This window comes from Herbaspirillum huttiense (assembly GCF_047300815.1).
GTDB classification, from domain to species: domain Bacteria; phylum Pseudomonadota; class Gammaproteobacteria; order Burkholderiales; family Burkholderiaceae_D; genus Herbaspirillum; species Herbaspirillum huttiense_A.
In genome coordinates this window covers 3,757,715-3,770,244 of sequence record NZ_CP178608.1, presented here as the reverse complement: position 1 = coordinate 3,770,244, position 12,530 = coordinate 3,757,715, and the positions used below count along the sequence as shown (strand labels likewise).

Here is a 12,530-nt window from a genome sequence, read left to right as displayed (position 1 = left end):
TTCAAAGGGCGGCGTCACCGGCGTCCCCGTGGTGTTGTTATTGTCCCCGGCTCAGGGCCTTCAACTGGTAGAGCGCATCGAGCGCCTGGCGCGGCGTCAGGGCATCGGGGTCGATGCCGTCCAGCGATTGCAGCAGCGCCTGGGCCAGCGGATCGGGTTCGACCGCGCTGGCGGGATTGCGTTCATGGTCCGGTTCTTCCGTTTCCGCTTGCGTTTCCATGAAGGAAGGGGAACTGAACAGGTCGAACTGCGGCGTCGGCTGCATGGACTGGCTTTCCAGCGCCGACAGATGCTTGCGCGCCGCGCGGATCACCGGGGCCGGCACCCCCGCCAGCTGCGCCACCTGCAGTCCGTAGCTCTGCGAGGCCGGGCCGCTCTGCACGGCATGCAGGAAGACGATGCTGTCCTTGTGCTCCACGGCCGACAGATGCACGTTGGCGGCCGTCGGGTGGATCTCGGGCAACTGCGTCAGTTCGAAGTAATGGGTCGCAAAGAGGGTGAAGCTGCGGGTCACGTCGATGAGGTGCTTGGCAATCGCCCAGGCCAGGGCCAGGCCGTCGAAGGTCGAGGTGCCGCGTCCGACCTCATCCATCAGCACCAGCGAATGTTCGGTGGCGTTGTTGAGGATGGAGGCTGATTCGGTCATCTCCACCATGAAGGTCGAGCGCCCCCCGGCCAGGTCATCGGCCGCGCCGATGCGGGTGAAGATGCGGTCGATCGGCCCGATCACTGCGCTGGTGGCGGGCACGAAGCTGCCCACGTAGGCCAGCAGCGTGATGAGCGCCACCTGGCGCATGAAGGTCGATTTACCGCCCATGTTGGGACCGGTGATGAGCAGCAGCTTGCGCTCGGCGGCGAGCTGGCAGTCATTGGCGATGAAGCGTTCGATCTGGTTTTCCACCACCGGATGGCGGCCCTGCTCGATCTGGATGCAGGGCTCATCGACCAGTTGCGGTGCGCACCAGTTGTTGCGCACGGCGTGGTCGGCCAGGGCCACCAGGGTGTCGAGCTGGGCCAGGGCGTGGGCGATGGATTGCAGGCGCACGATATGCGCGCCCATGTCATTGAGGAGCTGTTCGTAGAGGAATTTTTCGCGCGACAGTGAACGCTCCTGCGCCGAGAGCGCCTTGTCCTCGAAGGCCTTCAGCTCGGGGATGATGTAGCGTTCGGCATTCTTGAGGGTCTGGCGGCGGCGATAGTCTTCCGGCACCTTGTCGGTCTGGCCGTGGGTGACCTCGATGTAGAAGCCATGCACCTTGTTGTATTCCACCCGCAGGTTGGCGATGCCGGTGCGTTCACGCTCGCGCGCTTCCAGTTCCAGCAAATACTGGCCGGCGTTTTCCGACAGGCCGCGCAGTTCGTCCAGTTCGGCGTCATAGCCGCGCGCGATCACGCCGCCGTCGCGCACCATGGCGGCGGGCTCCAGCATGATGGCGCGTTCCAGCAGGTCCAGGCATTCCACGGGCGTGGCCAGGTCTTCGTGCAACTTGCCCAGCAGCGGCGCTTCGGCGTCGCGGGCGCACATTTCCACGTAAGCACGCAATGAACCCAGCTGCTGCAGGCCGCTGCGCAAGCCTGCCAGGTCGCGCGGACGGGCCGAGAGCAGGGCGATGCGGGTGGTGATGCGTTCGATGTCGGGCACGGCCGCCAGCGTGGCCGACAGGCCCGAGCAGGCATCCGTGCGCATGAGTGCATTGATGGCGGCATGCCGTTCGCGCGCCACTTGCTGGTCGCGCAGGGCGTGATGCAGCCAGTGGCGCAGCAGGCGCGAGCCCATTGCGGTACGGCAGTGGTCCAGCGTGGAGAAGAGCGTTGGGGCCAGTGCATTGGCGTCCTGCGCGCGGATGGTTTCGGTCAGTTCCAGGTTGCGCCGGGTGGCGGCATCCAGGCCGATGAATTCATTTTCGGATTCGACGGTGAGCGTGCGTACGTGCTGCAGGCCGCGTCCCTGGGTCGATTGCGCATAGCGCAGCAGGGCACCGGCGGCACAGATGGCCGGGCCCAGACCATCGGCACCGAAGCCGTGCAGGGTGGCCACGCCCAGTTGATCGAGCAGGGCCTTCTCGCTGCTGGGCTGATCGAAATGCCAGTCCGGCACCGTCACGGCGCGGTTGGGCAGGAGCGGCTCGCACTGCGCCAGCTGGCCATCGGCCACCAGCACCTCGGCGGCCGAGATGCGTTCCAGTTCCTGCTTCACGCGGCCATCGAGCAGGGTGCTCTCGACCGTGAATTCCATCATCTTCAGCGCGCCGCTGGCCATGGACAGCCAGGCCAGGCCGACCTGCATCTGCTTGCGCGACTTGGAGGGCAGCAGCTGCATGGCCAAGAGGCAGCGCTCGGCCTTTTCGGGCAAGAGGTCAGAATCGGTCAGGGTGCCGGGCGTGACCACCCGTACCACCTTGCGCTCGACTGGTCCCTTGCTGGTGGCCGGGTCGCCGATCTGTTCGCAGATCGCCACCGATTCGCCGAGCTTGATCAGGCGTGCCAGGTATTGCTCCACCGAATGAAAGGGGACACCTGCCATCTTGATCGGGTTGCCGTTGGAGGAGCCGCGCTGGGTCAGCGTGACGCCCATCAGGCGCGAGGCTTTCTCGGCATCCTCGAAGAAGAGTTCATAGAAATCGCCCATCCGGTAGAACACCAGCGTGTTGGGATGGTCGGCCTTGATGCGCAGGTACTGCTGCATCATCGGCGTGTGGGCGGCGAGGTCTTTGGTCATGAGTCTGGATGGCGATGCGAGGATCGCTTCTTGCAAGTTCGGGAATGCAGGGCCGCGCGGGCGGGCCACGGTGTCATCAGGCCACGGCGGGCAGCGGGAAGTCAGCCTGGCGGCCGCGCCGGGCGGGCCGCCATAAATCAAAAATGCGGACCGTGGCCCGCATGCTTGAGCCGCGATTGTACGCGCATTGGGGGAGTGCAGCCAAGGGCGGCGCCCGGCATGGGGCTGAACCGGGGTAAAGAAGCGGGCCAATGTCCAGAAACTTCGATTCTTTTGACTGTTCCATCAAACCGTGGGCCCAAAAAACAGGCGGCCACCGAAGTGGCCGCCTGCCCAGTCCGCAGGGGGGGACGGACTGTGGGGGGAGGGGAGTCAGGTTCAGTGCGCCGAGCTTGTGTCGGCCACCCGGGTCGGTTTCGGTGCCAGCCATACCGCCAGCGCCGCCAGTGAGAAGGACACCGCTGCCATCATGAAGATGTGGTTGGTGGCCAGCATCACGGCCTGGTTCTGCACCGTCTGCGCCAGCGAGCCGGTGGCCTGTTCGGCGCTCATGCCCGAGGCCATCAGGGCATTGACCGCATCGCCGCCGCGATCGACCAGGCCGGACAGTTCGGCGTGGAAGAAGGTGGCGTCGTTTTCCCAGCTGGTATTGACGATGGAGGTCGCAATCGCCCCGGCCATGGTGCGGCAGAAACTCATCAGGCCGGCAGCGGACGCGGTCTCTTCCTCGTTCACGCTGGAGAGCGCCAGGCCGGTCAGCGGCACGAAGAACAGCGGCAGTCCGATCCCCTGCAGGAACAGCGGCCAGCCGATCTGGAAGAACGACATGTCGGTGGTGTTGAAGGCCCGCAGGAAAGTGATGAAGCCCAGCCAGGTCACGCCGATGCAGACCAGCTTGCGCGCATCGATGGTGGTGGACATCTTGGCCACCATGGGGGCGGTCAACACGGCCAGGATGCCGGTCAGCGCCGAGATGCAGCCCGACCAGGTGGCGGTGTAGCCCATGTAGCCCTGCAGCCAGAGGGGTGTCAACACCACCGAGCCGAAGAAGGCACCGAAGGCCAGGCAGATGGTGGTCACGCTGGCGGTGAAGCCGCGATGGCGGAACACCCGCAGGTCGACGATGGGATTGTGCTCGGTCAGCTCCCAGATCAGGAAGGCGATGAAGAACACCACGGCGGTCACGGCCAGCAGCACGATCTCGGTGGAGGCGAACCAGTCCTTTTCCTTGCCTTCATCGAGCATCAGCTGCAGGGCGGCTACCCACACCACCATCAGGATCAGCCCGACGCGGTCGATGGGCAGCTTGCTGGTCCTGGTCTCGAAGCGCTTGAGCATGCGCCAGCCGAGATAGCCGCAGATCAGCGCCACCGGCACGTTGATCCAGAAGATGTAGGGCCAGCTGTACTGGTCGCACAGCACCCCGCCCAGGATCGGGCCGGCAATCGGTGCCACCAGCGTGGTCATGGCCCACAGGCCCACGGCGGCCGGCGCTTTTTCCTTGGGGAAGATGCGCAGCAGCAGGGTTTGCGACAGCGGCATCAGCGGCCCCCCGGCCAGGCCCTGCATGACGCGGAAGGCGATCAGCATGCCCAGCGAATTGGCCAGCCCGCACAGGGCCGAGAACAGCCCGAACATGACCATCGAGAGGATGAACACGCGCACCGTGCCGAAGCGATTGGCCAACCAGCCGGTCAGGGGCACGGTGATGGCTTCGGCCACCGCATAGGAGGTGATGACGTAGGTGCCCTGGCTGGTCGAGGCGCCCAGCGCCCCGGCGATGGTCGAGACCGAGACGTTGGCAATGGTGGTGTCGAGCACCGCGATGAAGTTGGCGGCGGCCAGCAGGATGCCGGCGCCCACCAGCTGGCCGCCGGTCAGCGGAGCCTCGAAGGGACCGGGCTGGGCGGCAGGCTTGGGGGCGGGCAGGTCGCCCGCCGCTGCGCTTGTTGTGGATGACATGATGGGTCTTTCCTTGTGCTCGCCGGATTACAGCGCGGCAGCCCGGGTCTCGGTGCTGGCCGACTTGGGCTGGACGTCACCGGCCTGCATCTGGCCGCGCGTATCGATCTCCACCACCATCGACAGGCCCACCGACAGCGGACGCTGCGCCAGTTCCTTGGGATCCAGCGAGATGCGCACCGGCAGGCGCTGCACCACCTTGATCCAGTTGCCGGTGGCGTTCTGGGCCGGGATCACCGCAAAGGCCGAACCGGTCCCGCCGGAGAGGCCGGTGACCACGCCGTGGTATTCCACCGAGCCGCCATAAATGTCCGCCTTCATGGTCACCGGCTGGCCGATGCGCACCTTGGTCAGTTGTCCTTCCTTGAAGTTGGCATCCACGTGCATCTGCTGCAGCGGCACCACCGACAGCAGGCTGGCACCGCTCTGCACGCGCTGGCCGACCTGCACCTGGCGGCGGGCGATGACGCCATCCACCGGGGCGCGCAGCACGGTGCGCTCCAGGTCCAGCTTAGCTTGCGCCAGCTTGGCGCGGGCCAGGACCACTTCAGGATTGTCGGCCACCGTGGTGTTGGCGGTCAGCACGGTGCTGGCCTTTTCTGCTCCCTGGGTGGCCTTGATGTTGGCGCGGGATTGCACTTCGGCAGCTTCGGCCGCCTTCAGGTTGGCCTGGGCGGTCAGCAGGGCAGTGCGCGCATTGCTCAATTCTTCACCCGACACCGAACCCGACTTGGCCAGGGCCTCGCGGCGCTGCAGGTCGATCTCCGCGCGCTTCATATCGGCCTGCGCCGACAGCAACTGGGCACTGGCGCGCTTCTGCTCGGCTTCACGGGCCAGCACCTGGGCGGCCAGGCCGGCATCGTTGGCGAAGTAGCCCTTGACCTTGCGTTCGGTGCGGTCCAGGTCGGCAGCGGCCTGGTCCACGGCCAGCTTGGCATCGGCGTCGTCGATGCGCACCAGCACGTCGCCCTTCTTGACGGCCTGGGTATCGACCACGTCGACGGCAGCCACGATGCCATTGATGGCCGGGGTGACGGTGGCCACTTCGGTGGCGGTGTAGGCATTGTCGGTCTCGACGTAGCGCGAGCCGATCAGGTACCAGTAGGTGCCATAGCCGATGGCGGCGATGGCGACCACGCCGCCGAAGATCGAAAAGAGCTTCCTGCGCTTTTGTGCTGCGGCCGCCTTGGTGGCTGCTTCATTGCGCTGACGGGTTTCTTCGGCCAGGGTGTGGGCCGCTTGGGGATCGCTGTGGGACATGATGTTCAACCTTTCGCTTGCTGTTCGGTGTGGGGCGCGGTGGCGCTGTCTTGGCTCTTGCTGTCGTCGGCGGCGCGGTAGCCGCCGCCCAGGGCGCGCACCAGCGCGACATCCAGGGTGAACAGGCGCGAGCGCAGGTCGGAGAGCTGGCGCAGGTTGCTGATGAGCGTGTCCTGCGCATTGAGCACGTCGAGGTAAGTGTTGAGGCCGCCGTTGTAGCGGTTGCTGACGATGCGATAGGCCTCTTCGGCGGCGTCCGCTGCGGCTTGCACGTCATGCAGGCGGCCGGCCAGGGCTTTCTCGCTCACGCCGACGTCGGCCACGTCCTGCAGGGCCTGGGTGACGGCCTGGTCGTAGTTGGCCACGGCTTCGTCATAGCTGGCGCTGGCCGAGCGGAACTGGCCGCGCAGGCGGCCGCCATTGAAGATGGGTAGCGAGATCGCCGGGCCGAAGCTGCCGATGTCGGAGCCGCTGCGGGTGAGCATGTCGATGCCCAGCGACTGGAAGCCGAAGTAAGCCGACAGGTTCACATTCGGGTAGAAGGCAGCACGCGCCACCTTGATCTGCTTGCCGGCCGCTTCGGCGCGCAGGCGCGCGGCCACGATGTCGGGACGGCGGCCCAGCAGTTCCACCGGCAGTTGCGCGGGCAGGCCGAAGGGTTTGGACAGGTCGATCTGCGGACGCGCCAGCTGCAGGCCGCGATCCGGACCGGCCCCGGCCAGTGCGGCCAGCTTGTTGCGTTGCAGGGCGATGGATTCGTCGGTGGCTTTGAGGTCGGCCTGGGCGATGGCGCGGCGCGCTTCCATCTGCTTGACCGAGCCGCGTGTCTCCAGGCCATTGGTGAAGCGCTGGTTGAACAGGTCCAGCGTTTCTTCACGCACCTTGAGCGCGGCTTCATTGGTATCGCGCTGGGCGTAGAGCTGGGCCAGGTCGGCGTAGGCCGAGGCAATCGAGGTGGCCAGGGTGATGCGCGCCTGGGCGGCATCGGCCCGGCTGGCTTCCAGTTCGGAGGTGGCCGCCGCCAGCGCAGCGCGGTTCTTGCCCCAGAAGTCGATTTCGTAGCTGAAGTCCAGCGTAGCGCGGGTTTCGTTGTTGTAGCCCTTGGGCACGAAGTCCGGTGGCACGCCGTTGTTGTAGGACTGCTTCATGCGATCCAGCGAGGCATTGCCGCTCACCTGCGGATAGAGCGCCGCGCCTTGCTGCTGGGCCGTGCCCTCGGCCTTCATCAGGCGGGCCTTGGCCACGGCCATGGAGGGCGCGCTTTGCAGGGCTTCGGCGATGAGGCCGTTGAGTTGGGCGTCACCGTAGACCGTCCACCACTGGTCGCTCGGCCAGGCGGCTTGCACGGCTGTGGCGGCCAGGGTTTGGCTGCTCTGGTAGTGGTCGATGGACTTGGGTTCGGCGCGCGCACCGAGATCGGTGAAGGAGGCACAGCCGGCCATGAGCGCCGCCGTCAGCACGGCCGCCGAGACCGCCGCCGCCCGCCGCCACGGCAGGGTAGGCCGCTCGGACCGCAGCGCCGGATCGGGCGCGCGCTGGTCGGGGAGAGATGAGTTCTTGTTCATTTGCGTGGAGAGTGGAGTGAACGACTGAATCTGAATTTTGATGTTTAAAAACTGTACAGTTCAGTATAGTATTCGGTTTTATGAAGTGTCAAGGCGCTTTGCGATAAATTGCTCGTCTTTTTGCGGCATTGCCGCAACAGGGTTTTTTGGCCGCGATTTGAGGGCAATCCGGCGGCTTTCGGCGGCATCGTCGCCTATAATTCGGGATTGGCTGGTTTTCTGGCCGGCATCACAGGACAATCATGCGCAAGAAGAGTGAGGAACGGCGGCAGCAGATGATCGACATCGCTGCCGAGGTATTCAACGAAATCGGTTTCGAAGGCGCCTCCATGGCGGAAATCTCGGCCCGTATCGGGGGGTCCAAGGCCACGCTGTACAACTATTTCAGCTCCAAGGAAGAGATCTTCGTGGAGGTGATGATCAAGCAGGTGGGTTGCCAGTTTGAAGAATTGTTCATGGCCTTGCGTAATGAAGACGAAGTACGCGCAGGTTTATTGCGACTGGCGAATCATTATCTGGGGGTGGTGTTCCGGCCCGAAATCGTGGCGGTCAAGCGGCTGGCGATGTATTACGCCGGCAAGTCGGAGCTGGGGCCGTTGCTCTATGAGCGCGGGCCCAAGCGCGGCTGGACGCGCATCGCCGATTTCCTGAAGGTCAAAATGGAGGAGGGCAAGCTGCGCGCCGCTGATTCCTGGATTGCGGCCATGCAGTTTCGCGCACTGATCGAAGCGGAATGGATGGAAGTGCGCATGCTCAACGTGGTCACCGAGATCCCGGCGGATCAGCTGCAGGCTTCGGCGGAGCGGGCGGTGGAGGCTTTTCTTTATCTGTATCAGCCGCGCTGAGGGGATTTTAGAAGCTCAGTGCGGCGGCGTGTCGGTATTCGATCAGGGCGCCCATGGGCGTCTGAGTCCAAGCCTGTTCCCGGTGCGAAGCTTCGGAAATGTCATTGGCGCTCATCTTGGCAAAGCGCTTCTTGATGGCCAGCAGCAGGCCCAGTTCCTCCTCGTCGAAGTAATTGCGGTCGGCACTGCGCAAGGCCCGCACCTGGGTTCCTTCCATCGGGCCGACCTGGACCTCCGCCTGTTCGATGAGTCCACGCTGCTCCAGCAAGGAAAACAGCAGGCGGAAAGCCGACGGCACCGGTCCGTAGGGCAGGCGTTCGTAAGCCAGCCCGGAGAGGCTTTTTCCTCGCTGCTGGTAGTGCTTGAAATCGCTGTAGAAGAGCAGCTTGTTGAGCTTGGTCACGAAGACACCCTCGCCTTCGCTGAGCAAGAGCACGACTTGTTCGAGCTTGTCCAGGCTAAGGCGCTCGGTAGGCGCGGTACGCGCGGTGCTCACGAAGGCCTTCTCCAGTGCAGCGGCGCCCGCCTGCTTTTCCAGTTCGGCCAGCAGCCGGGTACGCACTTGCGCAGCAAGATCCCGCGCACTGCGGACCAGTTCAATGAGGGTGTCCACCGAGCCCATTGCCATGCGCATGGACTTGTCATGCGCGTCGGACTGCAGCTTGCCGTTTTCGTAGCGGCTCACGGTGGCCACGCCCCAGCCCAGTACCGCAGCCAGCTCGACCTGTGACAGCCCCAGCGACTTGCGCCAGGCGATCAGCCTGTCCGGCTCGACCATTGCATGCCGCGCGCGATACAGCGCGCGCGCCTTGACCAGGCTGTCTTCCATGTCCAGCGTCTGGAAGCTCTCGCCACAGCGGTCGCAGGCAAAATAATCCACCGGTACGTCAAACGTTTCCTTGTTCACGATACGGGCTTCCGTCGTGCTGACAAGATGCACGGTTCCGTCGCCAGCACAGTTGGGACAAATTTCAAAGGGCTTCAGGTCCATCACACACTCCATTGCACAGGGGGCTTCTTGAAGGGGAACTGCATCGCTCGTTCAGGCGGATGAAATGACATGCACGTGGTCCGGCGTCCCTCGCGTGACACTGCCAGACAGAGCTTGATGTACACGCGATGGACCCGCTCCTCCCGGCCCATGTGCTGCGCTACCGTCTTGCCGAAGTGCCAGACCCAGCCTGTGCCCCAGTCGTTCTGGCCGGGGCCGTAGCTGTAGTCCTCGATGCGCAGCTGCTTGAGCTCGCGCACTACATCCACCATCTCGAAATCGATTTGCGCCATGAATTCCAGGGTCTTGCGCTGACGCGACAAGATGATGTCCCGGGAGGGCAAGGCACCCAAGCGGGTGAGGAAGTGCTGCACCTGCAATCGGGTCGCTGACATGGCGGGAGCTCTAAGTTTAGATCAATTGATCAGTAATCAAAGATAAATAATCAATTGATGTTGCCTGTGGGATACGTTGAGGTGTGATGTTCCCTCAGGCCGTCGCGCAGCGGTTTCGAAAAGATGGGATAAACCGCAACAAAATGACGCCGTAAAAAAAGCCGGGCTTGCCTCAACGGCAAGCCCGGCTTCCCCCGAATCGGGACCGATATGAATGAATTCAGCGCTGATGCACCCGCACCCCCGCCGAGTAGGTCGCAGCGATGGCACGGTCGTCACCCAAAATGGCCAGTGCGAACAATTGTTCCTCCAGGCTGTCGGTGGTAGCACTGCGGCGCGCCAGCAAGGGTGTGGCCTGCGGATCGAGCACGATGAAGTCCGCATCACAGCCCGGCGTGAAGCTGCCGATGGTCCCTTCCAGCTGGAGCGCGCGGGCACCGCCCAGCGTAGCCAGATAGAACATGCGCTGCGCCGGCAGGTAGGTGCCGCCCATGCGCGCAACCTTGTAGAGCTCGTTCATGGTTTGCAGCATCGAGAAACTGGTGCCGCCGCCCACGTCAGTGGCCAGCGACAGCGGCACGCGCGCCGCATCGGCACGGGCAAAATCGAACAGGCCGCTGCCCAGGAACAGGTTGGACGTCGGGCACAAGGTGGCGGCCGATTGCGTGGCCGCCATGCGGGCGCGATCCTGGTCGTCCAGCCAGATGCAGTGCGCATACAGCGCACGCTGGCGCATCAGGCCGTAGCCGTCATACACGTCCAGGTAGCTGCGGGCATCGGGATAGAGCTCCTTCACCCATTTCACTTCATCCGTATTTTCGGCCACGTGGGTTTGTATATACGTGTCCGGATACTGCGCTGCCAGCTCGCCGGCCAGCTTCATCTGTTCATGGGAGGAGGTCGGTGCAAAGCGCACGGTGATGGCGTAATGCTGGCGACCTTTGTTGTGCCAGCGCCCGATCAGCTCTTCACTTTCGCGCAGGCCCGACTCCGCCGTATCACGCAGGAAATCCGGCGCATTGCGATCCATCAGGCACTTGCCGGCCACCATGCGCAGGTTGCGTGCATGGCTGGCCGCAAAGAAGGCATCCACCGACTGCGGATGCACCGTGCAATACACGGCCGCACTGGTGGTGCCGTTGCGCAGGAGTTCGGCCAGGAAGAAATCGGCCACCTCGCAGGCGTGTTCCGGCTGCTGGAAGCGGCGCTCGGCCGGGAAGGTGTAGTTGTCCAGCCAGGGCAACAAGCCCGGCGCGGGCGAACCGATGATGTCGGTCTGCGGATAGTGGATGTGGGTGTCGATGAAACCGGGGCAGAGGATCTTGCCGCGCAGGTCATCGATGGCGGTGCCGGGCGGCAGGGTGGCGGCCAGCGTGGCGTAGTCGCCGGCGGCCTGGATCTTGCCGTCTTGTACCAGCAGCAGGCCATCGCTGTGCCATTGCGTGGCGTGTTCGTCGAAGGCGGGATCGTTGGTGAAATACAGCAGGCTGGCGCGGTAGGCTTGCAGGGATGGGCTCATGGTGTTTCCTCGATGCAGGCGGCGCCGCGCGCACGGGCGCGGGCCGTCGATTCAGTGGTCATCATACTGGAAGGCAGCGTCGTGACGATGCTTTCCGTGTTGCGAGAGTGGAATCGAAGGGCAATCCGGTGCGATCAGCCAAAACGTGTCGACAGGATTCCCGGAAGGGGTGACGGCAGGGTGTTCCTTCAGCCTCTGCCGTCCAGAGCGTGTGTGGCCAGACTCAGTGGCCATGCCTTGGGTTTGGGTTGGGTAAAGCGCAGTTCCCACAGTTGCATCAGTTGCGCCACCACCGCAATGGCGATGCTGGCAGGCTCCTTGCCATAGATGCCGGGGATGCCGATGGGGCAGGTGATACGTTCCAGCTGCGCCGCCGAGAAACCGCGTTCAGACAGGCGATGCTCGAACTGCTTGCGCTTGGTGATGGACCCGATCAGCCCGAACCACGCCGCATCTTCACGCTTGAGGATGCGTTCGCTCAGTTGCTGGTCGAGGGCGTGGCTGTGGGTCATCACGAGATAATACGCGCCGGGTTCGGCCATGTCGACCGCGGCATTGGGCACGTCGGTGGCCTCGATGCGGATCTGCGGCGGCAGGCCGGGCGGGAACATGTCCTCGCGCTCATCCACCCACAGCACCCGGCAAGGCAGGGTCGACAAGACCTTGACGATGGCCGCCCCCACATGCCCGGCACCGAACAGCACCACCTGCGGCTGATGCGCCCGGCACAGGTCGAGCAGCCAGCGGCGTCCTTGGCCGTCGCGCACCAGCTGTGTCTGGCGCGCGTGACGGATGACCTCCGGCGGCAGGCCGAGGCCGGATGCATCGTTCTCCAGCAGTTGCAGGGGCGCGTCGTGATCCAGCGGCAAGGCGCGCCAGCGGTCAGTGCCGCTGCACCACGCCTGCTCCAGCGCCTGCCAGGTGTGCAAGGAGGTGGCCCCGGCATCGATACGCTCGAAGCAGAGAAACACCACACCGCCGCAACACTGCCCCAGGCTCGGCCCGAGCGCGATGCGTTCCAGCCGTCGCTGATCGGCCAGCGCGTCGGAATCCGCCGCCAGCATGGCCCGCGCGATCTGCGCCGCACGCCATTCGAGGTGGCCACCGCCGATGGTGTCGAACTGGCCCTCGGCGGTATAGAGCATGCGCGCGCCCGGCTCGCGCGGGGTCGATCCCTGGATCTGGGCCACCGTCACCAGCACTGCCGGGATGCTTTCCTTTTGCATGCGGCGTAATGCGCTCAGCCATGTGCTCATGATGTTTCTCCGCCGCGT

9 protein-coding genes are annotated in these 12,530 nt (G+C 64.5%); 1 reads left to right on the top strand and 8 read right to left on the bottom strand.

What is annotated here, in order from left to right; all coding sequences use genetic code 11:
- Positions 1-37: 37 nt before the first annotated feature.
- From mutS to ACLRDN_RS17245, 4 genes are all read right to left on the bottom strand, one after another.
- On the bottom strand, positions 38-2,719 hold the full coding sequence (gene mutS, locus ACLRDN_RS17260) for a DNA mismatch repair protein MutS (RefSeq protein ID WP_413457287.1): 2,682 nt from the start codon (positions 2,717-2,719) through the stop codon (positions 38-40).
- Positions 2,720-3,097: 378 nt separating this feature from the next.
- Entirely contained in the window at positions 3,098-4,681 is a 1,584-nt protein-coding gene (locus tag ACLRDN_RS17255) for a DHA2 family efflux MFS transporter permease subunit (protein WP_413457286.1), read from the bottom strand.
- A gap of 27 nt (positions 4,682-4,708) precedes the next feature.
- On the bottom strand, positions 4,709-5,941 hold the full coding sequence (locus tag ACLRDN_RS17250; RefSeq protein WP_413457285.1) for an HlyD family efflux transporter periplasmic adaptor subunit: 1,233 nt from the start codon (positions 5,939-5,941) through the stop codon (positions 4,709-4,711).
- 5 nt (positions 5,942-5,946) lie between these two features.
- Positions 5,947-7,506, bottom strand: a complete 1,560-nt coding sequence (locus ACLRDN_RS17245) for an efflux transporter outer membrane subunit (RefSeq protein ID WP_413457284.1) — start codon at positions 7,504-7,506, stop codon at positions 5,947-5,949.
- A gap of 242 nt (positions 7,507-7,748) precedes the next feature.
- On the opposite strand from ACLRDN_RS17245, the gene ACLRDN_RS17240 reads away from it, so the two are divergent.
- On the top strand, positions 7,749-8,351 hold the full coding sequence (locus tag ACLRDN_RS17240) for a TetR/AcrR family transcriptional regulator C-terminal domain-containing protein (RefSeq protein ID WP_413457283.1): 603 nt from the start codon (positions 7,749-7,751) through the stop codon (positions 8,349-8,351).
- Between the two features lie 7 nt (positions 8,352-8,358).
- On the opposite strand, the gene ACLRDN_RS17235 is transcribed toward ACLRDN_RS17240, so the two are convergent.
- The 4 genes from ACLRDN_RS17235 to xdhC form a co-directional block, all read right to left on the bottom strand.
- The gene (locus ACLRDN_RS17235) at positions 8,359-9,342 is read right to left on the bottom strand and encodes a type II TA system antitoxin MqsA family protein (protein WP_413457282.1); all 984 of its coding nucleotides are present in this window, start codon (positions 9,340-9,342) and stop codon (positions 8,359-8,361) included.
- Positions 9,342-9,737: a hypothetical protein gene (locus ACLRDN_RS17230; RefSeq protein ID WP_413457281.1), complete on the bottom strand. Its 396-nt coding sequence runs from the start codon at positions 9,735-9,737 to the stop codon at positions 9,342-9,344. Before ACLRDN_RS17230 ends, ACLRDN_RS17235 begins: the two co-directional genes overlap by 1 nt.
- Positions 9,738-9,957: 220 nt before the next feature.
- A complete protein-coding gene (gene guaD / locus ACLRDN_RS17225) occupies positions 9,958-11,256 on the bottom strand; it encodes a guanine deaminase (RefSeq protein ID WP_413457280.1) in 1,299 nt (432 codons plus the stop codon).
- 188 nt (positions 11,257-11,444) lie between these two features.
- Positions 11,445-12,512, bottom strand: a complete 1,068-nt coding sequence (xdhC, locus tag ACLRDN_RS17220) for a xanthine dehydrogenase accessory protein XdhC (protein ID WP_413457279.1) — start codon at positions 12,510-12,512, stop codon at positions 11,445-11,447.
- Positions 12,513-12,530 lie beyond the last annotated feature (18 nt).

What these genes read in the sequence shown, in the direction of transcription:
- mutS (WP_413457287.1), bottom strand. Translation starts at nt 2,719, where the DNA reads ATGACCAAAGACCTCGCCGCCCACACGCCGATGATGCAGCAGTACCTG.
- ACLRDN_RS17255 (WP_413457286.1), bottom strand. Translation starts at nt 4,681, where the DNA reads ATGTCATCCACAACAAGCGCAGCGGCGGGCGACCTGCCCGCCCCCAAG.
- ACLRDN_RS17250 (WP_413457285.1), bottom strand. Translation starts at nt 5,941, where the DNA reads ATGTCCCACAGCGATCCCCAAGCGGCCCACACCCTGGCCGAAGAAACC.
- ACLRDN_RS17245 (WP_413457284.1), bottom strand. Translation starts at nt 7,506, where the DNA reads ATGAACAAGAACTCATCTCTCCCCGACCAGCGCGCGCCCGATCCGGCG.
- ACLRDN_RS17240 (WP_413457283.1), top strand. Translation starts at nt 7,749, where the DNA reads ATGCGCAAGAAGAGTGAGGAACGGCGGCAGCAGATGATCGACATCGCT.
- ACLRDN_RS17235 (WP_413457282.1), bottom strand. Translation starts at nt 9,342, where the DNA reads ATGGACCTGAAGCCCTTTGAAATTTGTCCCAACTGTGCTGGCGACGGA.
- ACLRDN_RS17230 (WP_413457281.1), bottom strand. Translation starts at nt 9,737, where the DNA reads ATGTCAGCGACCCGATTGCAGGTGCAGCACTTCCTCACCCGCTTGGGT.
- guaD (WP_413457280.1), bottom strand. Translation starts at nt 11,256, where the DNA reads ATGAGCCCATCCCTGCAAGCCTACCGCGCCAGCCTGCTGTATTTCACC.
- xdhC (WP_413457279.1), bottom strand. Translation starts at nt 12,512, where the DNA reads ATGAGCACATGGCTGAGCGCATTACGCCGCATGCAAAAGGAAAGCATC.